Origin of the sequence: Domibacillus indicus (genome assembly GCF_023715895.1) — a bacterium.
GTDB classification, from domain to species: Bacteria; Bacillota; Bacilli; order Bacillales; family Domibacillaceae; genus Domibacillus; species Domibacillus indicus_A.
Genome location: NZ_JAMBOO010000012.1, coordinates 48,365 through 75,122, shown reverse-complemented (window position 1 = coordinate 75,122; position 26,758 = coordinate 48,365). Strand labels below are relative to the sequence as shown.

Sequence of the window (26,758 nt, the reverse complement as noted above, 5' to 3'; positions counted from 1 at the left end):
TTAAAAAGGGGTTTATAAATAATTAGGAGATATATATGGGCAAATTAATCATACATAATGAAAATAGTCTACTTATTCCCGAGAACACGGAAGAAGCCATTTCTGCGCTGGTTGATCAGAAAGACCGGGCAGAGAGGGAAGGGAAGCCGGATTTTTACTATTTTAACGACCGGGATATGCTGCATTACTTTTTATACCGGGAAACCAATTTAAACAAAAAAGCGAATCGTTCCAAACGTACGATTCGGGAGTATGAAAAAGAATTACATATGATGATTAAACAGATGCTTGAGAATGGGCCTGTGCTGCATTTAGATTTGGATATCGTGGATGATTCCCTGTTTAAGAGCTTAGAAAAGCGGCACCTGCGACGGTACCAAAAGTGGGTCGCGGAAGACAGCCCGCACGTAAAGAAAAGGGGAAGCTATTCACCTGCCACACTTGAAAGAAAAACGGTTATTTGGAAAAGCTTTTTCTCCTTTTTATTTAAAAGCGGCTATATCCAAAAGCCAATCCATGAAGAACTGCTGACCGTTTCGGTCCGTTCCGAAGACCGGCCGAACCGCGATTTAGGGCCGCATGAAGTAATCCAGCTGCTGGATTACTTTGAGGAGCGAAAGCAATACATTGCTTTTGCCCTTATTCATGTACTAGTCAGCACCGGCATGCGGAATGAGGAATTATGCCGTCTGACACTGGCCGATGTGCAGTATGACAGCATTTTGGGGCATCATTATTTGTCCGTCACAGGAAAAGGAAACAAGCGGCGGGAAATTCCTTTAAAAGAAAAAGTGCTGGAGAGCATCCTTCAGTATCGAAAAGCGCGGTTTCGTCCTGTTACTTTTCCGAACAGCAGTGAGGAACCGCTGTTTGTCACAAGTACAGGACGGGCATTTAAACCAGACGGACTCGCCCATTATTTGAAAAGAGTGATCAAAGAAGTGGACCTGCCTTTTGTTCATTCCGGTCATATTAAATTAACAGCCCACGTATTCAGGCATAGTTTTGCGATTATCTCTCACTTGAATAAAGCAGATGTCTTTTCAATTATGAAAGCACTCGGGCATGAAGACATTCACACAACGATGATTTACCTGCAAAAAGTTCTTCACAGAGAACATCATGTCATTCATCAGTGGTCGAGTGAATCGCTCGGCAAGTATATATAAGCACTCTGTCACCATAAAAATAAAACTGTGTAAAAAGCCTGTTTTCCTTAGAAAACAGGCTTTTTGTCATTCTTTGTCCGGTGTCATTTTTCCCCGTTTATAGTCTCTGGAATGGTGGAAAGGTAGATAAAGGTTATTATACAAATTTGTTCGTTTTCATGGTATAATGATCCACCCTGGTAAATCTTTGCTTTTTGGTGAATTTAACTATACTATTTATATTAGTACAGTTAATACAGATTTTTCTTCATCCAAAAAAAGGGATTCTACAAAGGGATGTCGTATATAAAGCTGGAAACGATATTTTATTAAATTTATCTAAGAAGGTGTAATGTATGTGCGGATTTGTGGGTTGTATGCACGCACGGCCATATAGACAAACAGAAGAAATGGCAGAAAACTTTAAAAAAATGAATGCCTTGATTACCCATAGAGGACCAGATGATGAAGGTTACTTTATGGAGGATCATGTGCAGTTTGGGTTTAAACGGCTGAGTATCATCGATCTTGAATGTGGACACCAGCCGCTTTCGTATGAAAACGACCGTTACTGGATTATTTTCAATGGAGAAATCTACAACCATGTTGAACTTCGGAAAGAATTAGTGGAAAAAGGATACGAGTTTGCGACGGAATCCGATACAGAAGTGATTATTGCTTTATATAGCGATATGAAGGAAGAAGCAGTGAAGAGACTGAGGGGAATGTTTGGCTTTGTGATCTGGGACAAAGTAGAACAGCAGATCTTTGGAGCGCGCGACCATTTTGGTATCAAGCCGTTTTTCTACCTTGAGCAGGGAGAAAAGACGTACTTTGCCTCTGAAAAGAAAAGCATTTTGCCGGCTCAAAAAGGCGAATTAGATGCCAAGTCTCTGCAGCATTACTTAAGCTTCCAGTACGTTCCGGAACCTGATACGATGACGGAAAACGTGAAAAAGCTTGAGCCTGGCCATTTCTTTACGCAAAAACCTGGACAAGCCATGAAGATCCAATCTTACTGGAAACCGACGTTCCGCCCGATTAAGTCAACGGAAGACCAGATTATTAAAGACATTCGCAATGTGATGATTGATTCTGTCAACGTGCATATGCGAAGTGATGTGCCGGTTGGTTCTTTTTTATCAGGTGGAATTGACTCTTCCTTTATCGTGTCACTGGCGAAGCAGGTAAATCCGAATTTAAAAACTTTTTCAGTCGGCTTTGAACGCAATGGCTTCAGTGAAGTAGATGTAGCAAAAGAAACAGCGGATGCGCTCGGTTTAGAAAATATCAGCCACATTATTTCGCCGGAGGAATTTGTACAGGAGCTTCCTAGGATCATCTGGCATATGGATGATCCATTGGCAGACCCGGCGGCCGTTCCGCTTTACTTCGTAGCGCGTGAAGCGAGAAAACATGTGAAAGTAGTGCTATCCGGGGAAGGGGCGGACGAGCTGTTCGGCGGCTATAATATTTACCGTGAGCCGGAATCTTTGCGCGTGTTCCAATCGATTCCAGGACCGGTGAAAGGCGCACTGAAAGCATTGAGCGGTATTCTGCCGGATGGATTCAGGGGAAAAAGCTTTATCGAGCGCGGTGCGACACCGCTTGAACAGCGGTATATCGGAAATGCGAAAATGTTTGAAGAAGCGGAAAAAAGAGCCCTGCTGTCCCAGTACAAGCCGAACCCGGGCTATACGGACGTAACCGCACCTATTTATCGCCAGTCAGCTGACTATGATGCGGTTACAAAAATGCAAAACATCGACATTCATACGTGGCTTCGGGGAGATATTTTACTGAAAGCCGATAAAATGACGATGGCGCACTCGCTTGAACTGCGCGTGCCGTTTTTGGACCGAAAAGTGTTTGACGTAGCGTCATCCATTGCAACGGACCAAAAAATTAAAAATAACACCACGAAGTATGTACTGCGCAAAGCAGCTGAAGGTATTGTGCCAGACCATGTTGTAAACCGTAAAAAATTAGGCTTCCCGGTACCAATCCGCCACTGGCTGAAAGATGAGTTATACGACTGGGCCGTGAACTTAATTCAAGTCAGCGGAACTGACTACTTGTTCAACAAGCAGGAAGCGCTTCGCCTTCTGCAGGAGCATGTAGACAATAAAAAAGACAACAGCCGCAAAATCTGGACGATTCTTGTGTTTATGATCTGGCACCAGATTTATGTAGAAGAAATATATGATGTAGAACAGGTGTTTGTGATGGAGCCTAAAAAGTACCCGGTGTATCAATAAACATAAAAAGAAAAGCACTTAGGCAAAAGTCTAAGTGCTTTTTTGTATATATAATGCGTTTATGGAGCTTTTTAAGAAGCAGGCTCTTTCTGCAGTTCGCGCCGAAGCACTTCTCCCAGGCGCTTCATTCCTTCTATAATCCGCTCTTTCGGCATATTAGAGTAATTTAAGCGCAGTGTATTTTTTTGCTGGCTGTTTGGAAAGAAAGGAATACCTGGCACAAATGCTACATCATTTTTCAAACATTCTAAAAAGATTTTACTTGAATCAACTGAATCCGGAAGCTCGACCCAAATAAACAATCCGCCTTCGGGCTTGCTGTGAGAGACACTTTTAGGGAAAAATTGATTAATGCAGTCAAGCATTGTGGTACATCGTTCTTTATATACTTCTTTAATTTTTTCAATATGTGCTTCTATATCATAGAGCTCCATGTATTTTGCGGTAATTCGCTGAGCAAAGCTGTCAGAGTGCAAATCAGCGGTCTGCTTAAACGCTACGTATTTTTCAATAAAACCTTCGTCGGCACAGATCCAGCCAAGCCGAAGTCCCGGCGTGAAGATTTTTGAAAACGTGCTTAAATAAATGACTCTGCCTTCTGTATCAAAATGTTTGACAGGAGGGAGAGGTTCACCGGAAAAACGTACCGCTCCATATGGATTGTCTTCCACGATGAGCACATTGTATTGATTGGCAAGTTCAATCATTCTTTTTCGTCTTTCGAGTTTCATTGTTCGGCCAGTCGGATTTTGAAAATCAGGAATGGTGTAGATAAATTTAGCGTTAGGATGCAGCTGCAGCTGCTTCTCCAACGCTTCCATAACCATACCGTCTTCATCCATATCTACTTCCACAAAGTTGGCATCATACACTTTAAAGGCGTTGATTGCAGCCAGATAGGTGGGGCTTTCACAAAGAATAGTATCTCCTTCATCTAGAAGCAGTCTCCCTGTCAGGTCAATCGCCTGCTGTGAACCGGATGTAATGATCACCTGCTCCAGGGAAGCCTGAATGCCGATGGCACTCATACGCTTGATGATCGCGTTTCTTAAGGGAATATAGCCTTCCGTTGTACTGTATTGAAGAGAAGCCGGCCCGTCTTCTTTCAGTACAGCTTCACAGGCTGCGTTTAACGCTTCAACTGGAAACAGTTCAGGCGCCGGTAGACCTCCAGCAAAGGAAATAACCTCTGGCCGTTCCGTTACCTTTAAAATTTCGCGCGTTTCTGAAGACTTAACCCGGCTCGCTCTTTTAGCAAATTTACTTTCCATTACTACACACTCCACTTTTTGGTTTCTCACTTATCAAGTCCATAAGGATAGGAGAAACGTTATTTTATGCATAAGCTTCAAAAAGATTCTATTGCTAATAATATACATTCATTTATCATTCTGGCAACCTTCATCAACGAAATATTATTTATTTTTTGATTTATTCGATAACTTATTCGCCGAATTGTAAAGTATATTTATATAATAAAAAATACATCAGCATGGGAGCTTTTCGAAAGTCCATAATGTGAAAGACATGCTTTTTAAAAGAAAATGGATGAAACTAAAGTAAAAGCACTCTTTTGCGCTAGAACTTTGGCTATACACCTTTCATGTGATTCAGCATTTTTATATGGGTTACTCCTGTTTGTTATCATCGAATAATAAAAACGACAAAAGACAGCCAGGCGGAAAGCCTGGCTGCGAAATGGTTTCGGTTCTATAGGAGTTAGGTTTTGAAACTAACAATATCAGTATGAACCTTATTGTGGTAATTTATACATAAAAAAGCATATATTAAAAAATAAGTAACGTTTACTTCCTTTTAATGATGTTCAGCTTTTGTAAATACAAATAAAACGAGTATCCTAAAAGATAAGGCAAGAGATACGAAATAAAGGTCCAAAAAAGATTCCATCCATTTCCGTATACAACTTTACCCATTAAAACGAACAGCCCTTCAAGAAGCGTGGTGAACAGAGTGATTCCAAAAACAATCACATAGGGATGCTTTGTTTTTTGAACAAAGTAAATCATATAGCAGCCTAAAACAGGAAAGATACCTAAATTACAGGGGTACGTAGCGAAAACATTTAGTTCGATAAAAGGGTAAAAACGCCAAAAACCAAAATACACACCCAGCCCGTTGACAATAAAGGATACAACGGCAGCAAAAGGAGCGATCAATGGGATCAGCTGCTTATCTTTTGGATAAAGGTGCCACAAAGCAATAATCCACGGTATGGCCAGCAAAGTCATAGAGAAGTACATGTCGCCCTAACTCCTTCATGGAATGCAGAATGGTAAGATACCTAATGTATGCGCTTTAAACAGGCAGGCAGTAAAAAATGTATTGCCGATTCACTTATGAGGTAACCTGTCCATTTTTTAAATCGCTATACCACAATGAGGAAAAATAGTCGCCTTATGTCGAATGATGAAGGAATAAATTTTCTGAATTTTGTTGACAACGGGGAATATGGAGCGTAAGATAGCCAATAACTATTAACAAAATATGAGAATTCGATGACGAGAAAGAGTAGCTGTGACCATCTTATCTACAGAGAGTTGACGATTTGCTGAGAGTCAACGGTAAGACCACAGTGAAAATCCTCTCCGAGAAGCAAAGCTGAACACAGGTTAAGCTTTGACGGGTTTCTGCCGTTAAAAAGAACGCGTATGATGGTACGTAGTGAGAGATAAAGGAAAACCACTACTGATGGTTTTTTTCTTTTTATCCGTTGTTTATTTGTTTATAAACCCGATTCTGCGCAGTATCAGAATCGGGTTTTTAAATTCTAAAAAACGAGGTGAGACCAATGAAAGAGACGGCATTTGAAAGAGAAACTCGGATCAGGGCAGCATGGGAAAAGAAAGGGACATTTCGTCTGTCCATTACAAACAGGGAAGGCCAGGAAACGTTTGTTTTTTATGAAGGGCCGCCTACTGCCAATGGTTTGCCGCATGCCGGCCACGCATTGGGGAGAACAATCAAGGATTTTGTAGCCCGCTACAAAACCATGTCCGGCTATCAGGTCATTCGAAAAGCAGGCTGGGATACGCACGGACTGCCGGTAGAGCTAGGAGTAGAAAAGCAGCTGAAGATCCGCGGAAAAGATGAAATTGAACAATACGGTGTTGAATCTTTTATTGAGAAATGCAAAGAAAGTGTATTTTCTTACGAAAAAGAGTGGCGTAAGTTTACCGAGTCCCTTGGCTATTGGGTAGATATGGGCGATCCCTATATTACGCTTGAGAACAGCTATATTGAATCGGTCTGGAATATCCTAGCTTCCATTCATGACAAAGGATTTCTTTATAAAGGGCATCGCGTCGTTCCGTATTGTCCAAATTGCGAAACATCGCTTAGCTCTCATGAAACCGCTCAGGGGTATAAAGACGTTTCTGATTTATCTGCGACTGCTAAGTTCCGGATAAAAGGCAAAGAAAATGAGTACCTGCTGGGGTGGACCACTACGCCGTGGACACTGCCGGCAAATGTCGCTCTTGCTGTTCACCCAGACATCGATTATGTGAAAGTGAGACGGGGATCAGAGGTTTTTGTGGTCGCCAAAAAACTCGTTGGTCAAGTGATGCAGGGGGAGGGAGAAGTTTTAAAGGTTATCAAGGGCCATGATCTGGCAGATACAGCATATGAAGCACCGTTTGACTTTGTTTCGGTCAAAAATGGCCATAAAGTGGTTTTAGCTGACTTCGTAACAGATACGAACGGAACTGGCCTTGTGCATATAGCACCGGCATACGGAGAAGATGATTATCGGGCCGTCCAGGCCAATGGGCTTGATTTTGTGAATGTTGTAGACCGTAAAGGGCGATATACCGACGCGGTTACACCGCTTGCTGGAAAATTTGTGAAAGAGTGCGATGTAGAAATTATTAAGCTGTTAGCGGGAAAAAACCTCCTGTTTCATAAACAAAAATACGAACACAGCTACCCGCACTGCTGGCGCTGTGACAGTCCGCTTCTTTACTATGCAATGGAGGGCTGGTTTATTCGAACAACGGCTGTCAAAGAACTTATGCAGAAACATAACCAGTCGGTTGAATGGTTTCCGGATCATATAAAAGAAGGCCGGTTCGGCAACTTTCTAGAAAATATGGTCGACTGGAATATTGGCCGAAGCCGCTACTGGGGCACCCCACTAAATATTTGGCAATGTGGGGAATGCGGGGAAGAAAGAGCTCCTCATTCCATCAAAGAACTGCAGCAGTGGGCTGCAGGCGCAGTACCGGATAACATTGAGCTTCATAAACCATACGTCGATAAAGTAGAGCTTTTATGTGAATGCGGCGCATCTATGAAACGGACTCCAGAAGTGATTGATGTCTGGTTTGACAGCGGTTCAATGCCGTATGCACAGTATCATTATCCGTTTGAGAACAAAGCATTATTTGAAAAACAATTTCCGGCTGATGTCATTGCAGAAGGTGTAGATCAGACGAGAGGCTGGTTTTACAGCCTGCTGGCGGTCTCTGTTCTGTTTACCGGCAAACTTCCGTATAAACGGGTTCTTTCTTTAGGGCATATCCTGGATGAAAACGGACAGAAAATGTCTAAAAGTAAAGGAAATGCTCTTGATCCAGTTGAACTGATCGAAGAATTTGGCGCCGACGCGCTCAGATGGGCACTGCTCGCAGACAGCGCTCCATGGAATAACAAGCGTTTTTCAAAGGGGCTAGTCAGCCAGGCCAAATCAAAAATGGTGGATACACTGCTCAACGTGTATTCGTTTTATTCGCTGTATGCAGAGATTGACCAGTTTGACCCTGAAGAAGAGGGAGAGGAAACACGATCCATCCTTGATGAGTGGATTTTATCGCGCCTCAATACCGTTATCAAGGACGTACGAGCGTTTTTAGATGCGTATGATTTTACCGCCGGCGCAAGAAGTATTGCTTCGTTTGTCGAAGACATGAGCAACTGGTATGTACGGCGGTCCAGACAGCGTTTCTGGGGTGCTGGGATGAATCCGGATAAGAGGGCTGCTTTTCGCACGCTACACGAAGCTTTAAAGAAAACCGCTCAGCTAGCTGCGCCGTATACTCCCTTTCTCGCAGAAGACATTTATTCCGGATTAACGGGGCAAAGTGTCCACTTGTCCGATTATCCGAAACCGGAAAAAAACAGGATGAATCCGCAGCTGGAACAGGAAATGAGCAGTGTTCTGCAGGTGGTTGAGCTGACAAGATCAATCCGGAACGCAGCAAAAATCAAAACGAAGCAGCCGCTCGCCAGGCTTTATATTCTGCCCGCTAAGCATCAGGACGTATCCTATTTGCTTTCATATACATCTATTATTCAAGATGAAACCAATGTAAAACACATTCAGCCCGCTGGCACACTAGAGCTGGTCGATTATACGGTAAAGCTTAATTTTGCAGCGGCCGGGCCGAAATTCGGCAGGCACATGGTTGAACTGAAGAAAAGAGCTGAAGGGCTGAAAAAGGAAGAAATCAGCCGGCTGCTTCAAGATGGAAGCCTGAATCTTGAACTGACAGATGGAACAAGGGTAAACCTCCAAAAAGAAGACCTGTTAATCACTAAGCACACACCAGAAGGATTTGCGCTTGCAGAAAACGATTCTTTCACGGTCGTTTTGGAGACAGCGTTAACCGAAGAATTAAAAGAAGAAGGAACCGTAAGAGAAATCATTCGGGCGGTGCAGGCTTACCGGAAAGAATTGAACCTGCCTGTAGAGTTAAGAGTTCACTTATTTATCCATGCTGCCGCTAATATCCAGAAGATGCTTCAAAAACATGATCAATTAGTGCAAAGCAGCCTGGTCCTGCGGTCTCTCCATTTTGAGAAGCGTGAACATATGAAAGCCTTTATGATTGATGGAAAGGAAGTCCACCTTGCCTTGGAGAAATAGAAGGCCTGTATCCATAAACATTAAGTAATCCCGATTTTTAAATGCCCGATCAAAGTTTCAGCAATACCACTTAATATCAACACATATTAGGTGGTTTTGCTTTTTAGAAAAGCTCGTTTTCGAGTATTTTTTCTAATGTTATTGTTTAGCAGATCCTATATACTAATTTTGTAAGGATCTTGGTCTTTTAAAAAATAAAACGGGGCAGCCGTTTGTCAGCTGCTCCGCTTGGGAAAGGACTCTTTAATATTATTAACAATATTTAAAAATTTCAAACAATTATTTTATTTGTGGTAAAGAGAAAATGTGCGAATAACGAGTAACAAGATAAATAAGGATAAAAAACTTTTAGAGAAATTGATTATTTGTGCTGCTATTAAGCTGAAGACTCTTGAACGTGTGTATTTAGTGCCCTGTTGATAGTGGAAAGCGCAGCTGATTTATCACGATAATATTTACTGGTGCATTTCTTCAAGCATGATACTTTAAAAGGCTTGTCTACATAACCAACATTGATGGCAGGCGTTTGATCTATCTTTTGAACTACTCCCCACTTACCTGACGGTCGAAGTGGGGGATTCCTGGGCAAGAGGATCTTCGACCCCCAGTAATCAGGCTAACCCCGTATTCCAACGGTTTTATGACCAATCTTAACTAGACTGAAGTGAAAGAAGCCGAAGGGCTTCTTTTTTAATATTCAGGCTCGCATTCAGGTCCCGGTCGTGACGCACACCGCAGGATGGACACTCCCACACCCGGACAGCGAGACTTTTTACATCCTTATGCTGATGCCCGCACCTTGAGCAGAGCTGGCTTGATGGGAAGAACGGATCGACTTTTATGATCGTCCGTCCGTACCACTTCGCTTTGTAAGCAAGCATTTCGTTGAACCTTGACCATGACGCATCGTGAATCCCCTTGCTTAGTTTTTTGCTTTGGATGAGATTCTTTACTGACAAATTCTCCACTGCGATCACTTGGTTTTCATGAACGAGCTTAGTCGTCAGCTTGTGAAGAAAATCTTCTCTTGTGTGTTTGATTTTTTCGTGTAGTTTAGCAATCTGGGCTTTATTTTTTTTCCACGATTTCGAACCTTCTTTTTTACGTACAAACGCACGCTGAAGAAAGGCTAATCGCTTTTCGTATTTTTGATAGTATTTCGGGTTGGCAATGGATTCACCGTTGGAGAGCACGGCAAACTCTTTTAATCCTAGATCGATCCCAATGGCATCATCGGTGCTTGGTTTGTAGGGCGAATATGGCATCTCGCAGATAACCGAAATCGAATAACGGCCGGTGCTGCTTCGGCACACTGACACACGCTTAATGTTTCCTTCGATATCACGGGACTTTGAAAAACGAATCCAGCCGAGTTTCGGCAGCTGAATGTAGTTGTCTATTATTTTAATATTGTTGTTTGTCATTTTGGTTGTGTAGCTTTGGACCGGGTTTTTCTAGCTTTTGAATGTCGGATGGCCCTTAAAGTCATACGCCGTTGGCGTATAGCCTTCTGCACATTTTTTAGCGGCTCGTTTTTTTAATTCTTTTTTCGGCTGTTCCTTATATTTTTTGAATCCTTCGTACTGATATTCGATGCTTGCCTGAAGAGCAATACTGTCAGAATCAGACAACCATTTGAACGTTTCTTTTAGTCCAGGGAGGAGCTTTTTAGCAGCTGTTTCTGTATACCGTTTTTTTGTTTTTTCGAAACTCTTGATGTTTTCATTTAATATATAATTGTAGACAAACCGGCAGCAGCCGATCGTCTGGTTAATCAGTTGTTTTTGCTCATCACTTGGATGGATTTTAAACCGAAAGGCTTTAAAATGAAGGTTCTTTGTTTCATCTGTTTTGGTTTTCATCATTTTCCTCACCCCCTGAACATTTGTTCTATACCTAATTATACCATTTTGGCAATAGAGCGTTCAAGGAAAAAGAATGACTGAAAGAGCAGCGATTCATCTCCCACTTAGCAAGCTTGAAGTGGGGGTGTTCTCGCCGAAAATTATAAAATGTTAAACATATCTCTGTTGTCGGAAATGTTTCTAACGTTTTCAGCATGGTAAGAATAAAGTGTGGGGACATATTTTTCTCTGGCTCTATTCTTTTCAACAAAGATTGAGTTTTTCCAAATATATCATGACATTTTTATATGCGGTAGAGGTCTGTTTTGTCGAAAATACACGAATTTTGTACGAGAATCATTATTTCTTCACACTATGTTTAAGAATGTTTATTTTTGTCACTTAATGAAATGAGCATAAATGTTGGTGAAAAGATTTAAAAATTTTTCTGAAACAAGAAATGCTCACAAAAAATATACGTGCCTAGTGAAATGGTTTCATTGATTTACTTCGAAGTCAAAACTTTTCCTTATTCAATTGTTTTCGTTTATGATGGGAAAGCAGGATATAGGAAAGGGGGACAAACAAGCGATGAAACGATTTTTGTTTGCCTATCGAGTAGTATCAACAGGTACTGAGGGCGAGTTCAGCGTAGCCATGCCTGACGAAGAAGCAGCTCATAAGGCGATCAAAGCCAGAGTAGCAGATATCGAAATGACAGAAGAAGAAGATATCGAGATTGGCGACCTGTTGAAGGTATTAGATTTGAAAGACAATTATTATGAGTGTGAAGGCTGCACTTAATGGCTGCTCAAAAAGAAAGTGTGAAATGAGAAAAGCTGGACTGCTCTGCAGTCCAGCTTTTTTGTAATCCAGCTTTGCTAAGCTCCAAAGATTATGTATGTTAAACTCTTTGAAGGGCAGCCCACTTGTTCAAAACATGAGGTGCCTCCAACATGAATATTGTTTGTTCTTTTGGATCTTTAAATTCAATGTATATTCCATCGGTCAGTAAATCATCTAATTCATATAATGCCGTACGTTTATCTTCCAGCATACTCTCACTTATTTGATCGGTCTCCACTATATCAATCAAAAACACTGGTTTTTTTCTTCTGTTAAACATACCTGTTAAAAAAGAAGAGCTGCGGCTGTGATCATATTGCCAAATTAACTTTGATGTGGAGAGCGGCAAAGATTCCAATGATTCTTTTGTTCCGGTATATTCAATAATGACACTGTATATATTCCTCAACCTATCAGCGGTTCTTGCTTTAAAATATCCCATACTGTTCCTCCTGTATTTTTATAAGCTTCCCGCAAAAATATTTTATTAGGATCAATCTTAACTTACACACATTTGAAATGTATCATATATGCCTGCATGTAGTCTTGATTTTCACGTTATTTCCGCCTTTTTACGCATACGAATAGTAAACCTAACCCTTAGTCGTTTGAAAGTATGCAGTACTGACGGGAGCAGGAATAATAAAAGTATGAACAGGCTGTTTAAAGTTTTTGTTACGAGTGTTCTATGAGGGATTCGAATAGCTGGAAGAGAGCATCGTATAATTAATCAAGAAAGGTGGTAAAACACGATGAAAATTGTCGATATATCTCATCATCAAGGCACTATTAACTGGGCTGCTGCAGCAAAAGAATTGGATTTGGCGATTCTTCGGGTGCAGGATGGCTCGAGTATTCAGGACCGAACCTATTCCCAAAATGCGGCTGGCTGCAAAGCAAATAACATTCCATTTGGCAATTATGCATTTTGCCGATTTGTTTCTATAAACGATGCAAAAAAAGAAGCGCAGGATTTTTGGAACCGAGGCGACGAAAACGCTTTCTTTTGGATAGCGGACGTTGAAGTAAAAACGATGGAGGATATGAGAGCGGGCACGCAGGCTTACCTCGATGAATTACGCCGCCTGGGCGCAAAAAAAGTGGGGCTGTATACAGGTCATCATACATACAAAGCATTTGATGCCGATCAGGTAGATGCGGACTTTGTCTGGCTTCCCCGCTATAGCAGCCAAAAGCCGGATTATTCCTGTGACTTGTGGCAGTATACAGATAATGGCCGGCTTGCTGGTGTGTCTGGGCCTGTTGACTTAAGCCGGTTAAACAGCGACAAAACATTAGCATTTTTTCTCAGTACCATTACAGCGGCTTCTACACCAGGCACATACCGGATTTTCACCGGTACGTTCTCAACTGACGAAAGCGCAGAAGCGGCGGCGGATACAATCAAAAAAGTAACTGGTTTTCACACATTCTCGAAAGACAAGAGGGTATGGACAGGCACTTTCCTAAGCAGAGAAGCGGCAGAAGCCGGCCGGAATGTAATCGCCCGCAAAGTCGGTTTGAATCCCCAGATTCGTCATGAAAATAAGTAACAAAAAAAGCCCTGGTTCTCCCGCCGGGGCTACACGTCTTTTCTTGCCATCATCATTGTATTCTCCATCATGTACGCTGTCGGTATGTTTAAATGTCTGTTCTATTTGTTCATTGACGGGCCGAATTTTTTGGAATTGCAGCTTGCTGCCGGGAGCCCTGATTATTCATTGTTCCCAGAGAAGGCTGTGCCATGTTATGTGCAGTTTGTCCACCCATCATACCTTGTGAAGTCTGCGGGTTTTGCTGATTGGCTGGCTGCTGCTGAGCGCCTTGATTTTTCATCATTCCTTGGAGAAGTTGTGCCATGTTTTGCCCAGTTTGTCCACCCATCATACCTTGTGAAGTCTGCGGGTTTTGTTGACTGACTGGCTGCTGTTGACCGCCTTGATTATTCATCATTCCTTGGAGAGGCTGTGTCATGTTTTGCCCAGTTTGTCCACCTGTCATACCTTGCGAAGCCTGCGGGTTTTGTTGATTAGCTGGCTGTTGTTGAGCGCCTTGGCTATTCATTATTCCTTGAAGAGGCTGTGCCAAACTTTTCCCTATTTGTCCGCCCATCATACCTTGTGCAACTTGTGGAGCCGCTCCCCTTAGAGAACTTAAAATGGTTTGGAAAAAGGGCTGGAAAGACCTGCTGCGTATTCCTCTGACGATGCCAAGGATAGCGACACCTGTTGCAGCTATAGGCAACACAGATTTAAACATGCCATTTCGGTTGTTCACACATTTCATCTCCTCACGATTCATTGAAAAAGATCATTTGTAGTATGTGAAATAGAAGGCTCATTATTCTGGATATTATTTTTTGCATGAGATGGATGATTTTAAAAAACATAAAAATAAGGTTTTTCCCCAATCTAATAACGACCCATCAGGCGGTTAGGAAAACCACCCTGTACTTTCTAAACTGGCCCTTTGTATTTTTTAGAAATGAATGTTGTGTGTATTGTTTTTATACTATGGAACGAAATCTAACACTAATTGAACGTGAATCCAAAAAAGTGCAGGTGTTGTTAGTGCAATTATCCCCTAAAATTTATCACTCACTGGTTCGGCCAAAATGGTTTACAAAAATTTACATTCAAAATAACATTCAGCGGCACTTTGATTTAACGGGGCAGAAAGTGCTGGACTTCGGAGCGGGGACAGGTGCGAACTGCACGTTATGTTCACCAGATTATTACGTTGGGATAGATCCTGACACAAATAGGATTGACTTTGCCAAAAGACTGTATGCCGCTTATCAATTTGAAGCATTTAGCGGCCATGAACTTCCTGTGGAAGAAAACAGCTTTGATGTCATTTTGATTATTGCGGTTCTGCATCATATTCCGCCAGACATGGTTCGACATTACATCAAAGAATTCAAGCGCATTTTAAGACCGAATGGAAAAGTAGTGGTCATTGAACCTTACTTATGTGATGCATCTCCGATCTGTAATTGGTTTATGAAAACCAACGATAAAGGGGATTATATTCAAAAGGAAGAACAATATCTTGATTATTTTACAAAGGAACATTTTCGCTACAATGTGATCAGCAGGTTTAAAAAATGCTTTCTTTATAACGAATTGTACTTTACAGCGTTTCTCTGATGTTTAGAAGCCTTAGTGGAAATGGGCTTCATCTGCAGTTCTCCTGCTTGATTCCCAGCGATTCATATAAACACTTCTTTTTATGAACAGTTAAGCAAGCTGAACTGCAGACAGTCAGCTTGCTTAACTGTTATATAACGATTCTTTTACACTAATATCTTTACATTATTAAAAAGCCCATGAATTACCGGTAAAAGTTCATTCTAAATTCCTCTATAATGATAGGCGGGGGTGAAATAGAATGAAATTATTGTTGTTGTTGTTTGTATTGTTTATCGCTTCGCTGATCCTCTTTTACAAGGCTTATAAGAATACACATGAAGTGGCGTTTAAAAAAATTCACTTGTCTTCAATAGATTCCATTGACGCAACCAGCTCTCTGGCTATATTACACATTTCAGATATGCATCTTGAGAATATTTCTATTTCCCCTGAGCAGCTTTATAGCAAACTGGCAGGCGAGAGAATAGACCTTATTGCCCTCACCGGAGACTTTTTAGATAAAAAACGAAGCATCCCTCGATTAATTCCCTATTTAGATATGTTGAACCGCTTGAATCCTCAATATGGTATGTATGCTGTATTTGGAAACCATGATTATCGTTTAAGCAAAACGGATTTTGACTCTTTAAAAAATGTATTGGAAAAGCACGGCTGTAAAACACTTCAAAATGCACATGAAACTATTTTGGTGGAAGGAAAACCGCTTAACATTATTGGAGTGGACGACTTTCATACAAAGAAAAGCGATTTGCAGGCATCTTTTTCAGGTGTCAAAGAAGGATACCGCCTTGTTTTAACTCACGATCCAAACATTGTTCTTGGTATGGAGAGTTACGCATACCATTATCTTTTGGCTGGCCATTTTCATGGCGGTCAGATTTACTGGCCGAAGCCGTACCATCTTGCAAAACTGGGACGAACGATGATGCGGATGGATATGATTAAAGGGCTGCACTATTATCATGAAAAACCTCTTTATATAAGTGAAGGATTGGGACAAACCTCTATTAACATAAGAGTGGGGAGCCGCCCTGAGATCACTCTTCACGAACTATCCTTGAATACTGCTGAAAATGAGAAGGCTTTGACAGCCGTATAATATTAAAGATTTTTTGTTTTTGGCACTTGATTTCCAATTAAGGAAATGATAAAGTGGCTGTAATATCTTACTAGCCATCTGTCATTTATTTGCATGTTACACATCTTAATTTCTTGTAAGGCAGGCTGGTTTTAATCCCCGATTAAATAACATGAAGTGTTGTAATCTATACAGGCAATGACAGGGACATGAGTGATTTTGACCGGCTCACAGAGAGGGAAGCCAAGGCTGAAAGCTTTCCAGCGCAGCAAAATCATTTACCGCCTTGGAGCCGTACTGGCGAACCGGTACCGCAGCAGTGCGATAAAACTGACTGAAGCCATTGTTTTTTGAGCAGTGGGAATTTGGGTGGAACCACGGGTAAACACACTCGTCCCTTCTTAGGGATGAGTGTGTTTTTTGTTTTTTAAGGCATAAAGAAATAAGCGACGACAAGGACATGACTGTATTTGACCGGCTCACAGAGAGGGAAGCCGAGGCTGAAAGCTTCCCAGCGCTGAAAATACATTTACCGCCTTGGAGCTGTACCGGTGAACCGGTACCGCAGCAGTGCGATAAAACTGACTGAAGCCGCTGCTTTTTAGCAGTGGGAATTTGGGTGGAACCACGGGTAAACACACTCGTCCCTTCTTAGGGATGAGTGTGTTTTTTTGTTTTTTAAGGCATAAAGAAATAAGCGACGACAAGGACATGAGTGATTTTGACCGGCTCACAGAGAGGAAAGCCAAGGCTGAAAGCTTCCCAGCGCAGCAAAATCATTTACCGCCTTGGAGCTGTACTGGCGAACCGGTACCGCAGCAGTGCGATAAAACTGACTGAAGCCGCTGCTTTTTTCAGCAGTGGGAATTTGGGTGGAACCACGAGGAAAAACACACTCGTCCCTTCTTAGGGATGGGTGTGTTTTTTTATATAAATAATCATTAAAGGAGTGCTTTCTTATGAATCAAAAAAACGTCATTATTACATTTCCAAACGGGGAGAAAAAAAGCTTTTTACAGGGGATTACGCTAGAAGAGATTGCCCAGTCAATCAGTCTGGGTTTAAAAAAGAAATCAGCTGCGGGAATGGTGAATGGTGTTCTCTGGGACATGAAACGAAGCATTGACGAATCCGCCAGTGTTGTATTATTTGACCTCCAATCAAAAGAGGGAACAGGTGTGATGCGCCATACAGCCGCCCACGTACTGGCGCAGGCCGTAAAACGATTGTACGGCTCCGTTCACTTAGGCGTGGGGCCGGTTATTGAAAACGGCTTTTATTATGACATAAACATCGATCAGCCGTTAAACCCCGGTGATTTAAAAAGAATTGAGAAAGAAATGAATCGAATTATTGCTGAAAACCTGGAGATCCGCCGCGAGGAATGGACACGGCAGGAAGCGGAAGAGTGGTTTAAGGATGATCCACTAAAGCTGGAGCTGCTGGAACGTATTCCGCCGGAAGAAAAGATCACGGCTTACCGTCAGGGAGAGTTCGTTGATTTGTGCCGGGGACCGCATTTGCCATCTACGCGCTTTTTGAAGGCTTTTAAACTGACACATATATCCGGTGCCTACTGGCGCGGTGACAGCCGCAACCAAATGCTTCAGCGCGTTTATGGGGCTGCTTTTGCCTCAAAGAAAGAACTGGATGACTATTTTCACTTTCTAGAGGAAGCACAAAACCGAAATCACCGGAAGCTTGGCAATGAATTAGAGCTGTTTATGTTTTCGGAAGAAGCGCCGGGTATGCCTTTTTATTTAGCGAACGGACAAATCATCCGGAACGAGCTCGAATCTTTTCTGCGGGAACTTCAATTCAAGCATCGGTATCAAGAAGTAAGGACACCGACTATGATGAACCAGGGGCTGTGGGAACGGTCTGGACATTGGGATCATTATAAAGACAATATGTATTTTTCACAGGTTGACCAGCAGCGTTTTGCCCTGAAGCCGATGAACTGTCCGGGACATATGCTTATTTTCAAGGATAAACTCCGTTCGTACCGCGATCTGCCGATTCGTATGGCCGAGTTTGGGCAGGTACACCGCCATGAGTTCAGCGGAGCTCTCAATGGAATGCTGCGGGTCCGCACATTCTGCCAGGATGATGCCCACATCTTTGTAAGGCCGGACCAAATCGAAGACGAGATCGCCTCTGTCCTGGAATTAATTGATTATGTATACAATATCTTTGGCTTTCCATATGAAATAGAGCTTTCCACAAGACCAGCTGATTCGATGGGCAGCCGCGAATTATGGGATCAGGCGGAAGGAGCGTTAAAGAGGGTTTTAGATAAACTTGGACAGGAATACCGGGTAAATGAAGGAGATGGAGCTTTTTATGGACCTAAAATCGACATTCATATTAAAGATGCTTTAAAAAGAAGCCACCAATGCGCAACGGTGCAGCTGGATTTCCAAATGCCTGAAAAATTTGATTTATCCTATGTAGATGAACAAAACCGAAAAGTCCGGCCGGTTGTCATTCACCGGGCTGTTTTCGGATCTCTTGACCGGTTTCTTGGTATTTTAATCGAACATTTTGCTGGAGCGTTTCCTGTTTGGCTCGCGCCTGTACAGGTAAAAGTGATCGCTGTCTCGAATGATGTTCATCAAACATATGCCGAAGAAATCATGCAGCAATTACAGCAGGCCGGTATACGGGCGGAATGGGATGCTCGTGAAGAAAAACTCGGCTATAAAATAAGAGAAGCGCAAATGAAGAAAATACCGTACACATTAGTAGTAGGAGATGAAGAGTGTGCCAGCCAAACGGTCAATGTACGGCGTTACGGGCAAAGAGACGCGTCTCAAAAAAGGATAGAAACATTTGTAGATGAGATAAAAGAAGTGGTGAAAAACCGAAGTCTGAACGCTATGGATGGAGTATAACGGGTTTTATTTCCACGGGTTCGCAAGAGAAAAGGGCCGCTCTGAATGGGCAGCAGCGGCCCTTTCTTTGCTTATGATTCTTCTCGGGCAAGTTTGAGTAAATCCGTTAAAAAAGCATGCAGGGATTTTCCGGGATTTTCATTTTCATAAATGATCGGGGTAATCCCTCTTTCTTTTAGGATTGTTTCTTTAATAGGATTCCGTTCATTCAGCAAGATGTACGATTTTGGCCTTAAATGCTCGTATTTAGAAATTTTCCACTGATTATGCAGTTTATAAAGCATATAGCGGATATTAATATCCGAAAGGCTGTAGCCGATAAAAAGCAAAGATTTCTCTAATGAGTCTGAACGGAGCTTAATATCCAAGGATGTTTCGAAATCCAGCCTCTTAAAAAAACTGGATTCCGTTAACACAATAGAGGAGTCATCGTCAAAGTCACCGTGAAATTTGACAATCTGCGTTTTTCCTTCCTCAATTTGAGTAATATCCGCAACATTGGTGATTTTCGTGTACGGCTTTCCATAAAAGTCATGTGCCTCTTCAAGCCAGCGGTCGAAATTGGTTGTATAAATTAAGGGGAAATTCAATTCAATCAGCATTCGATGGATCTCCGAGTGTTCAAGCTCAATCTTCGGGTTATGCCATTTCCGGTCCATCCAGCTGCGCAGTTCGCCGAGTGAACCTTTTTCTAAACAATAATACTCGGCCAGAGTTAAAAAGTCATTGTTACCCCATGCTGTAAACTCGTCTGGGTTATAACCGAGATTTTCAGCAATTTGTTGAATCATTTCTGAGTAATCCGGCAGTCCCAAGTTTTTAGAGACGCCAGATCCGGCAAACAAAATGGCTTTTTTCTTTTTGATTGCAGCGGCTAACTCCTCTATCACTTCTGACGGCTCCTTTCTTCTGGCAAGCAGGGTTACTTTAGCTTTTCCCCTAAATATATTTTTTAATGTAATCTTTTGTTATTTCACGAACTTCTTTACTTAAGAACACAAGAGCGATGACATTCGGCACAATAATTAATGCCAGCATTAAATCAAGGAACTGCCAGATAAATTCTAGAGCCCCAACAGCCCCGGCTAAAATAGCCACTAAGTAAACAACGCGCATCAGCTTGGAAAATTGAATCCCAAATAAATATTCCGCCTGTTTTTCTCCGTAAAAAACAACCACCAGTACGGTAGATAATACGAAAAAGAACAAAGAAATGGAAAGAATTACACCGGCAGCCCCATGACCAACAATGGTGGCAAATGCTTCGATCACCATCGTCGAAGCGTCATTCGCTTCGACTTCTTTCCAGGCACCTGATGTTAATACGACGAGTGCAGTTGATGTACAGACAATAATGGTATCCACCAGTACTTCGAACACGCCCCATAAGCCCTGTTTGGCTGGGTGATCGTTCATAGCCGTTGAATGGGCGATAGGCGCTGTTCCCATGCCTGCTTCATTTGAGTAAATACCGCGGGCAAGCCCCCAGCGAATAGCAGCAGCTACACTCGCACCTGCAAAGCCTCCGGCAGCCGAAATAGGCGTAAAAGCGTGATAGAAAATTAAGCCAAAGGCTGTTGGGATTTCAGACAGATTTCCAGCCAGCACAAGCCCTGAGCAAATTAAATACAGAACGACCATGATCGGCACAAACTTTTCAGTAACAGAACCGATTCGTTTAATACCTCCATAGGTTACAATGCCAACAGCCAGTAAAACCGCAATACCTGTTGCCAGCGGCGGAATACCGAAGGAAGATTCGACGGTGGTAGACAGGGAATTAGACTGGACCATCGTACTTGCAATCACTTCAAGCATAAGAAAAAAAGCAAAAAAGGTGGCGACCGGTTTCCAGCCGAGTCCCTTTTCAATATAATGCATAGGCCCGCCGGTCCACTCGCCGGCTTCATTTTTTGTACGGTACTTTAATCCGAGAACCACTTCTGAATATTTGGTTCCCATGCCGATAAGCGCAACGAGCCACATCCAAAAAACGGCTCCAGGCCCGCCCAGCCCAATCGCAAGAGGCACTCCGACAATATTGGCCGCTCCGACTGTAGAAGCCAGGGCAGACGTAGAAGCCTGAAAAGGCGTAACAGAGCCGGGTGCATCTCCTTTTGAGAACATTTTGCCAAATGTCTGCTTCATAATGTGAGGGAAGTACCGGAACTGAAAAAAACCAATCCGGACATTTAAAATCAGGCCGCATCCTAATAATAAAATAATCATTGGCACTCCCCAGATCCACCCTGACAGCGAAGCGACGATTTGCTCAAAACTCTCCAAATTATTTCCTCCTCAAATCTGTCCATTTGCGCCTCAACATGTTAAGCGCATACAATGATGCAAAAATAGTTAAAATCCTTTTTATTTAGCCTGATTGTATGTATGTTCCCGTAGAATAAGAATTTCATTGATTGCCTGCGGTTGTGTCCCATACAAAGCTTTTGATTGGTAAGCATGAACTTCCTGATAAACAGCAGCCATCTTCTCTATTATCCATCTATCTGATTTTGGTGCGAAAGACCAGCAATAAAGCTTCATTTCATTCAGTTCTTTGGTGATCGGGTGCCTGCGCACGTATTGAATGTGATCAATACATTGAAAGCCGATTTTTTTGTAAAAGTGAACCCGTTTAATGGTATCCGGTTCGTGAATCGACTCCGGCTCTACTTCAAGAAGGATGGGCTTTTTCTTCTTTTTTAACTGGTCCATGATTCGGCTTCCTAAACCTGCGCTCCGGCTATGGCTATGTACCAGTACGTAGTCTACAAACAAAAAATCCTCCTGTTCAAAATAAGCGAGTACATAGCCAGCACCTTCTTCAATCTTGTAGGAACAGCCTTTGTCTTTTAGAAGCCGCTCAAAATGCTCTTCTGATTTCATTTCATTTGCCGGAAAATATTCTGATAGTGCCATATACCAAGTGTTCATTTTCATTCCTCCTTTGTCATATACATATATAAACTATTAATCACTACCTTAAAAAAGTAGAAAATAAACAAAAAAATTCAAAAAAAGTTTAATTTATTTAAAAATGGGTAATTACACTACTCTTTTGGAATATTTATCTCTTACATATATAAACTATTAATTAGTACCATAAAATATTAGAAAATAAACAAAAATCAGACAAAAAAGTTTGATTTATAGTAAGATAGGGAATTATACCCCTGTTTGTTATTTTTTAGTCAAAGGATGGGAAGAAGAAATGGAAAATGAAAAAAAAGTTACAGCCCTTCTTGGGTGGAGTCTGCCTGTCATTGAAGCGGTAGACAAGCTTGACCGGCCTTTTCTTGTAGTAGGACCGCCTGAATTTGAACCGTTTGCCAAAGAAAATGATATTCAGTTTGTCGGCTGGCAGTTCGAGCGGTTAAATGAAAAATCAGAGGAGCTATATAAAGAGCTGTATTCTTTAGGCGTAAAGCTTGCGGTTCCAATCTATGAAGAAACGGTTGAATGGGCAGGTGCTTTAAACGCGAGGTTCCAGGATGATCCCCGTATTTTCAATCGATCTCTTCTTCTTCGAGATAAAGGGCTTATGAAGCGAAAAGCGCAAATGTCCGGCATCAAAGTCGGGGTATTTGAAGAAGCGTACCAAAAAGAAGATGTGTACCGCTTTTTAAAACGAGTGAACGAGGCTTTAATTAAAATAGACGGGGATATCAATGACCCTATTCATGTAAAGCCTTTAAATAAAGCCGGCACGGTTGGCCACCGGGTTATACGGGATGCTTCTGATATTGACCTGATTCCTCAAGAAGATTTTCCTTGTTTAATGGAAAGCCACTTAGACGGTCAGGAGTTTTCCTGTGAAGCGTTTGTTCACAATGGGAAAGTTTATTTCTTAAACATTACGGAATATGTCCAATTAGGGCATTCTAATTTTGTTCCTGCATCTCCTTCTCTAGAAGAATGGCGCCCTAGAATCCGAGAAGAAATTGAAAAGCTGGTCGCTTCCTTTGAAATCAAATATGGAGTGATCCACCCGGAATTTTTCATTTCACCTGACGGCACGCTTCATTTTGGAGAAGTCGCAGCGCGGATCCCTGGGGGACATATTTTTGATTTAATTGAGCGGGCATACGGTTTCAGTGCATACCAGGCCCAGGTTCTTTGCAGTGACCCAGATACAACCGCAGAAGAGCTGGAAGTGTTTTTTCCTGAAGAGGTAACTTCTGCGAAAGGGTATGCTGGAAGCTTGATGGTTTATCCACGCGTTAAAATTATCGACCGCCTGGAAGTGCCGGAAGAATTAAAATCGCATCCTTATTTTGAAAAGCATGATATGTTCATCCCGGCTACAAGCAAAGTAGCGGAGCGGGTTGGATTTGGCAATCACTACGGGACTATTTTCTTCTTTGGGGAAGACAGTGAAGAAATGCGCGGTTTGATGAAAAAATATGAAACCTATGATTTCTATCTTTGAAAAACTTTTATTTTGGAGACCGGTTAGGGAGGAATATAGAATGGACGCTGAAAGCAAACTGGCACCGACAAAATTCGAACAAGCTCTTGATACGCTGGGGCAGGCAAAACCTTATGCCAAAAGTTTGTATCAAACAGAAGTATTTCAACAAGCCATCGATCTGGCACGAACCGATGATGGCCTTAAACAATTATTCAGCTATGCCCCTCGATTTGATGAAGCAGGGGTTTTCCAGGGAGGTCCATGGGAGCAAGCATCAAAGCTCCAGCCCCCTTTTGTCGGCGGCTCTTTAAAGCTAAAAGGCGTCAATTCGATTGTTGAGCTGCTTAGTGAATTGCGCATGCTCGCGATTGCCAAAGGATTGTACGAGCATAAAGAAGTGTCTGACCAGGAAGCGAAAGAATTTTTAAACGAAGTACTGGCATTAAATTTAGATATTCTTTTTCCGCCAGAAACAGAAGAAGCCAGAATTGGTTCAGGTGAACATATTGAACGGGCAGAACGGTTATTCCGCTTCTTAGGAAATGAACTTTCTTTTCAGGCAATTGCCAATCAGATTGTAGCCGAAATTGACCGGCTGACTGTCCAAAGGCCGATCATGGTCAACCGAATTGTAAAAATGATTACGATGGCCAAACAAATGATGGAAAGTGATATTAGTGAGGAAGTGAAGCAGTCTTTACAGGCATACTCGGCTGCTGTTACGGCACCAAGCCCGTTAAGCAAAGAGTGGTCCAGCTTTAGGGAATACCGCTTAAGCTTAAAAAATGCGTCAGAAGAGGAATTGAAACAAGAAGCAGAAGCATTTGCCGGATCAGTAAGGGATACAGGGCTTGTTTCTCCTTATCACGCTGTTTTTTTAAGACATTTAAATCGGGTAAAACCGGAGCTTCTGCCAGCCGCTCTTTCTTTATCTGAAACTGGTGAAGCGATTTTAAATGCTCAATCCAATCTTGTCCATGACATGATTCAGGTCGCTATCCACCCTCATACAGCTCAATCTATTTACGGGCTTGGGAAGGTACTGGACCGGGGACTGCTTTCACAGGAACCGCTTCTTCCGAGTATTCGCCGGCTGATTGAACTTGATATTCATCCGGAAGTGAAACAAATCCTGCTTACGCCTGAAAATAAACGGGAAGGCTTAACAGCGAACGCTGTTCTTTTAGCCGGAACGCTTAGTGTACTTGGCCAGCCTTTAGGAATTGGGCAGGGTTTAAATCCGACATGCCAGTCTGCACGGGCTCTCAGCCTCTGGGCACAGCACGGCCCTGGCCAGCTTCTTGAATTTATTGCCCGGGGAGCAAGAGACAACGATGTAGACATTATTTTTGAAGGAGAACCCCTTCACTCTTCTTCGCTTGAAGGAGGGGTCGCTTCAGAGATTCATCAAGAACTAGATCCCGTTTCAAAGGTTCTCGTTCCCCATTTAGATAAGATTTACAATGAAATGATGAAACGAACTGCTTTGCGCGGAGAAGACGGCCATAAATGGGTGAATCCCGAGTTTTATGGAGAGTGGGTGCCGCGCGGATTTGCGAATATCATTAATCCTGCGACCGGAGCGGTAACAGATTACGCCGGTTTTGTCCGATTATTTTATTCTACCCATCATCCTGACTATAACGAAGGGTATGAATTAATTTATCCGAATCCAGTAGGTATTTATATTACCAATGTGCATGGTGATCTGTTAGGTCTTCACGCGGTTTCTATTCAGCGGATCGCTGCAGACGAAGCAGGAGAGTACCGCATTTATTTTTACAATCCTAATAACGACAGCGGCCAAAACTGGGGACAGGGCATTGAGCCTTCTGTAAAAGGGTATGGAGAACAGGAGGGAGAAGCATCTCTTCCGTTTTCACAATTTACGGCACGTATGTATGCTTTTCATTATAATCCTTACGAACAAGGGGATTCGTATGCAGTAGAAGATGAGATCGTTGAAGAGATTACATCTCTTGCAAAAGAAAGCTGGGGCAGACAATATACATGGCTTGATTAAAAACTTTCCTATACATGTAAGATAATTACAATTGGGCTGTTAAAACAGGTGCTTTTTCAGGCACCTGTTTTTTCATGCTCTTCTGGTAACATAAAAAAACGCTGGTTCTTATTAACCTAGTAAGAATGGGCTTTTTTTTATATAATAAATGCACATTGCTGATCATAAATAATACTAATTTGTGAAGAAAGTCATCTTTAATATAAAGAAAATGACCCGATACTTAATACTAGGATGATGTTTGCTTTTTGTTTTATTTGTGTGGAATGAAAACAGAAAATAGATTTTTATGGAACAACCATTAAATACATGTGTTAAAGTATGTAATAGAGAAAAAGGGGAAGCCATCGTGAGTTCATTTTTAAAATTTTCGGCTTATATTAATGACAACGTAGAAGCATTAGCAACTGAGGTCGTTGAAAAAGTGATTTCAAAGCTGGAATTGACGATTCCAGACTGGGAAAAAGAGCAGGCACGTACAATGTACCTTGAGTTTTTACGGTTTTTTGGAGATTCCTTTGTGAAAGAAGAAAAATGCGTTCCTGATTTCTTTATAGAGTGGAGCCGAAAAAATGCAGATATGCAGACTTCTTCAGGCGGCAGGGTTTCTCTTTTGGCTGTCCGGTATCCTCCAACACGGGAAGTGTTAACCGATATGTTTACAGAAATCGGACAAAAGCTTCAGTTGTCACTGGAACAAATCGTTTTGATCATTAAGCGTATCAATCAAATGCTGGACAGCAGCTTAAATGAGACCATTTTTGCATTTGAACAGCTGTATGAGGAAAAGAAAGAGCAGGCGAAAAAAGAAATGGCCGCTCTATCCGCGCCTATTATACCTGTAAGGGAAGGAATTGTGATTCTCCCTCTTATAGGAGAAATGGATGCCTACCGGGCCAACTATATACTAGAGCACGTTTTTCCTAAACTATCAGATATGGAGATCGATCATCTCATTGTCGATTTTTCAGGTCTTTCCCAAATTGATGTAAAGATGGCGGCCTACCTTCAACAGCTGGGCATGATGCTCAAGTTAGTGGGTATTCACCTCATCACATCCGGTCTTCGTCCTGATTTAGCTCAAATTGTGGTGAAAAGCGGGCTTGAGCTTTCAGGTACAGATACGTTTTCTACTGTGAAAAGAGCATTAGAGAGCCTGGATTAATCGTATATAGCATAGAATAAAACCGGTACGCTCCCTTGTGATGGAAAAGGGGGCG

General features: G+C 42.1%; 20 protein-coding genes, 1 pseudogene and 1 other annotated feature. Of the genes and pseudogenes, 12 read left to right on the top strand and 9 right to left on the bottom strand.

Annotated elements, in window-relative coordinates:
* Positions 1-35: 35 nt before the first annotated feature.
* Together M3221_RS16240 and asnB are read left to right on the top strand one after the other, a co-directional pair.
* Positions 36-1,169: a tyrosine-type recombinase/integrase gene (locus M3221_RS16240; protein WP_251272776.1), complete on the top strand. Its 1,134-nt coding sequence runs from the start codon at positions 36-38 to the stop codon at positions 1,167-1,169.
* Between the two features lie 335 nt (positions 1,170-1,504).
* The gene (asnB, locus tag M3221_RS16235) at positions 1,505-3,406 is read left to right on the top strand and encodes an asparagine synthase (glutamine-hydrolyzing) (RefSeq protein ID WP_251272775.1); all 1,902 of its coding nucleotides are present in this window, start codon (positions 1,505-1,507) and stop codon (positions 3,404-3,406) included.
* A gap of 71 nt (positions 3,407-3,477) precedes the next feature.
* Here asnB and M3221_RS16230 read toward each other — a convergent pair whose 3' ends face one another.
* Both M3221_RS16230 and M3221_RS16225 read right to left on the bottom strand, forming a co-directional pair.
* Positions 3,478-4,677 carry an aminotransferase-like domain-containing protein gene (locus M3221_RS16230; protein ID WP_251272774.1) on the bottom strand — a complete coding sequence of 400 codons (1,200 nt, stop codon included), beginning with the start codon at positions 4,675-4,677 and terminating at the stop codon, positions 3,478-3,480.
* A gap of 534 nt (positions 4,678-5,211) precedes the next feature.
* A complete protein-coding gene (locus M3221_RS16225) occupies positions 5,212-5,667 on the bottom strand; it encodes a CBO0543 family protein (RefSeq protein WP_251272773.1) in 456 nt (151 codons plus the stop codon).
* Positions 5,668-5,913: 246 nt separating this feature from the next.
* Positions 5,914-6,143: a binding site (T-box leader), on the top strand.
* Positions 6,144-6,215: 72 nt separating this feature from the next.
* Here M3221_RS16225 and ileS point away from each other — a divergent pair.
* Entirely contained in the window at positions 6,216-9,290 is a 3,075-nt protein-coding gene (ileS, locus tag M3221_RS16220) for an isoleucine--tRNA ligase (protein ID WP_251272772.1), read from the top strand.
* Positions 9,291-9,940: 650 nt separating this feature from the next.
* On the opposite strand, the pseudogene M3221_RS16215 reads toward ileS, so the two are convergent.
* Positions 9,941-10,726, bottom strand: a pseudogene (locus M3221_RS16215) (RNA-guided endonuclease TnpB family protein); the annotation flags it as partial.
* Between the two features lie 18 nt (positions 10,727-10,744).
* A complete protein-coding gene (locus tag M3221_RS16210; protein ID WP_251272770.1) occupies positions 10,745-11,155 on the bottom strand; it encodes a helix-turn-helix domain-containing protein in 411 nt (136 codons plus the stop codon).
* Between the two features lie 570 nt (positions 11,156-11,725).
* Between M3221_RS16210 and M3221_RS16205 the strand changes: the two genes are divergently transcribed.
* Positions 11,726-11,938 carry a hypothetical protein gene (locus M3221_RS16205; RefSeq protein WP_242235522.1) on the top strand — a complete coding sequence of 71 codons (213 nt, stop codon included), beginning with the start codon at positions 11,726-11,728 and terminating at the stop codon, positions 11,936-11,938.
* 100 nt (positions 11,939-12,038) lie between these two features.
* Here the strand turns inward: M3221_RS16205 and M3221_RS16200 are convergent, their stop codons facing one another.
* On the bottom strand, positions 12,039-12,422 hold the full coding sequence (locus M3221_RS16200; RefSeq protein WP_251272769.1) for a hypothetical protein: 384 nt from the start codon (positions 12,420-12,422) through the stop codon (positions 12,039-12,041).
* A gap of 310 nt (positions 12,423-12,732) precedes the next feature.
* Between M3221_RS16200 and M3221_RS16195 the strand changes: the two genes are divergently transcribed.
* Entirely contained in the window at positions 12,733-13,533 is an 801-nt protein-coding gene (locus M3221_RS16195) for a GH25 family lysozyme (protein WP_251272768.1), read from the top strand.
* Between the two features lie 109 nt (positions 13,534-13,642).
* Here the strand turns inward: M3221_RS16195 and M3221_RS16190 are convergent, their stop codons facing one another.
* The gene (locus M3221_RS16190) at positions 13,643-14,257 is read right to left on the bottom strand and encodes a hypothetical protein (protein ID WP_251272767.1); all 615 of its coding nucleotides are present in this window, start codon (positions 14,255-14,257) and stop codon (positions 13,643-13,645) included.
* Between the two features lie 236 nt (positions 14,258-14,493).
* Here M3221_RS16190 and M3221_RS16185 point away from each other — a divergent pair, with 236 nt between their 5' ends.
* The 4 genes from M3221_RS16185 (at position 14,494) to thrS (ending at position 19,104) form a co-directional block, all read left to right on the top strand.
* Positions 14,494-15,129 carry a class I SAM-dependent methyltransferase gene (locus M3221_RS16185; RefSeq protein WP_251272766.1) on the top strand — a complete coding sequence of 212 codons (636 nt, stop codon included), beginning with the start codon at positions 14,494-14,496 and terminating at the stop codon, positions 15,127-15,129.
* Between the two features lie 241 nt (positions 15,130-15,370).
* Positions 15,371-16,231, top strand: coding sequence for a metallophosphoesterase (locus M3221_RS16180; protein ID WP_251272765.1), 861 nt, complete (start codon positions 15,371-15,373; stop codon positions 16,229-16,231).
* Between the two features lie 594 nt (positions 16,232-16,825).
* Positions 16,826-17,050 carry a hypothetical protein gene (locus tag M3221_RS16175; protein ID WP_251272764.1) on the top strand — a complete coding sequence of 75 codons (225 nt, stop codon included), beginning with the start codon at positions 16,826-16,828 and terminating at the stop codon, positions 17,048-17,050.
* A gap of 119 nt (positions 17,051-17,169) precedes the next feature.
* Positions 17,170-19,104 (top strand): threonine--tRNA ligase, encoded by a 1,935-nt coding sequence (thrS, locus tag M3221_RS16170; RefSeq protein WP_251272763.1) that lies wholly within the window; start codon positions 17,170-17,172, stop codon positions 19,102-19,104.
* A gap of 71 nt (positions 19,105-19,175) precedes the next feature.
* On the opposite strand, the gene M3221_RS26600 is transcribed toward thrS, so the two are convergent.
* The 3 genes from M3221_RS26600 to M3221_RS16155 form a co-directional block, all read right to left on the bottom strand.
* Positions 19,176-19,994 carry an SIR2 family protein gene (locus tag M3221_RS26600; RefSeq protein WP_251272762.1) on the bottom strand — a complete coding sequence of 273 codons (819 nt, stop codon included), beginning with the start codon at positions 19,992-19,994 and terminating at the stop codon, positions 19,176-19,178.
* 49 nt (positions 19,995-20,043) lie between these two features.
* Positions 20,044-21,390 carry an alanine/glycine:cation symporter family protein gene (locus M3221_RS16160; protein WP_251272761.1) on the bottom strand — a complete coding sequence of 449 codons (1,347 nt, stop codon included), beginning with the start codon at positions 21,388-21,390 and terminating at the stop codon, positions 20,044-20,046.
* A gap of 81 nt (positions 21,391-21,471) precedes the next feature.
* A complete protein-coding gene (locus M3221_RS16155; protein WP_251272760.1) occupies positions 21,472-22,038 on the bottom strand; it encodes a GNAT family N-acetyltransferase in 567 nt (188 codons plus the stop codon).
* A 277-nt stretch (positions 22,039-22,315) separates the two neighbouring features.
* Here M3221_RS16155 and M3221_RS16150 point away from each other — a divergent pair, with 277 nt between their 5' ends.
* The 3 genes from M3221_RS16150 to M3221_RS26595 all read left to right on the top strand — a co-directional run bounded on the left by M3221_RS16150 (position 22,316) and on the right by M3221_RS26595 (position 26,703).
* On the top strand, positions 22,316-23,533 hold the full coding sequence (locus M3221_RS16150) for an ATP-grasp domain-containing protein (protein WP_251272759.1): 1,218 nt from the start codon (positions 22,316-22,318) through the stop codon (positions 23,531-23,533).
* Positions 23,534-23,573: 40 nt separating this feature from the next.
* Positions 23,574-25,538 (top strand): hypothetical protein, encoded by a 1,965-nt coding sequence (locus M3221_RS16145; protein ID WP_251272758.1) that lies wholly within the window; start codon positions 23,574-23,576, stop codon positions 25,536-25,538.
* A gap of 349 nt (positions 25,539-25,887) precedes the next feature.
* A complete protein-coding gene (locus tag M3221_RS26595) occupies positions 25,888-26,703 on the top strand; it encodes an STAS domain-containing protein (protein WP_251272757.1) in 816 nt (271 codons plus the stop codon).
* The last annotated feature ends 55 nt before the right edge of the window (positions 26,704-26,758 follow it).

What these genes read in the sequence shown, in the direction of transcription:
- M3221_RS16240 (WP_251272776.1), top strand. Translation starts at nt 36, where the DNA reads ATGGGCAAATTAATCATACATAATGAAAATAGTCTACTTATTCCCGAG.
- asnB (WP_251272775.1), top strand. Translation starts at nt 1,505, where the DNA reads ATGTGCGGATTTGTGGGTTGTATGCACGCACGGCCATATAGACAAACA.
- M3221_RS16230 (WP_251272774.1), bottom strand. Translation starts at nt 4,677, where the DNA reads ATGGAAAGTAAATTTGCTAAAAGAGCGAGCCGGGTTAAGTCTTCAGAA.
- M3221_RS16225 (WP_251272773.1), bottom strand. Translation starts at nt 5,667, where the DNA reads ATGTACTTCTCTATGACTTTGCTGGCCATACCGTGGATTATTGCTTTG.
- ileS (WP_251272772.1), top strand. Translation starts at nt 6,216, where the DNA reads ATGAAAGAGACGGCATTTGAAAGAGAAACTCGGATCAGGGCAGCATGG.
- M3221_RS16210 (WP_251272770.1), bottom strand. Translation starts at nt 11,155, where the DNA reads ATGATGAAAACCAAAACAGATGAAACAAAGAACCTTCATTTTAAAGCC.
- M3221_RS16205 (WP_242235522.1), top strand. Translation starts at nt 11,726, where the DNA reads ATGAAACGATTTTTGTTTGCCTATCGAGTAGTATCAACAGGTACTGAG.
- M3221_RS16200 (WP_251272769.1), bottom strand. Translation starts at nt 12,422, where the DNA reads ATGGGATATTTTAAAGCAAGAACCGCTGATAGGTTGAGGAATATATAC.
- M3221_RS16195 (WP_251272768.1), top strand. Translation starts at nt 12,733, where the DNA reads ATGAAAATTGTCGATATATCTCATCATCAAGGCACTATTAACTGGGCT.
- M3221_RS16185 (WP_251272766.1), top strand. Translation starts at nt 14,494, where the DNA reads ATGGAACGAAATCTAACACTAATTGAACGTGAATCCAAAAAAGTGCAG.
- M3221_RS16180 (WP_251272765.1), top strand. Translation starts at nt 15,371, where the DNA reads ATGAAATTATTGTTGTTGTTGTTTGTATTGTTTATCGCTTCGCTGATC.
- thrS (WP_251272763.1), top strand. Translation starts at nt 17,170, where the DNA reads ATGAATCAAAAAAACGTCATTATTACATTTCCAAACGGGGAGAAAAAA.
- M3221_RS16155 (WP_251272760.1), bottom strand. Translation starts at nt 22,038, where the DNA reads ATGAACACTTGGTATATGGCACTATCAGAATATTTTCCGGCAAATGAA.
- M3221_RS16150 (WP_251272759.1), top strand. Translation starts at nt 22,316, where the DNA reads ATGGAAAATGAAAAAAAAGTTACAGCCCTTCTTGGGTGGAGTCTGCCT.
- M3221_RS16145 (WP_251272758.1), top strand. Translation starts at nt 23,574, where the DNA reads ATGGACGCTGAAAGCAAACTGGCACCGACAAAATTCGAACAAGCTCTT.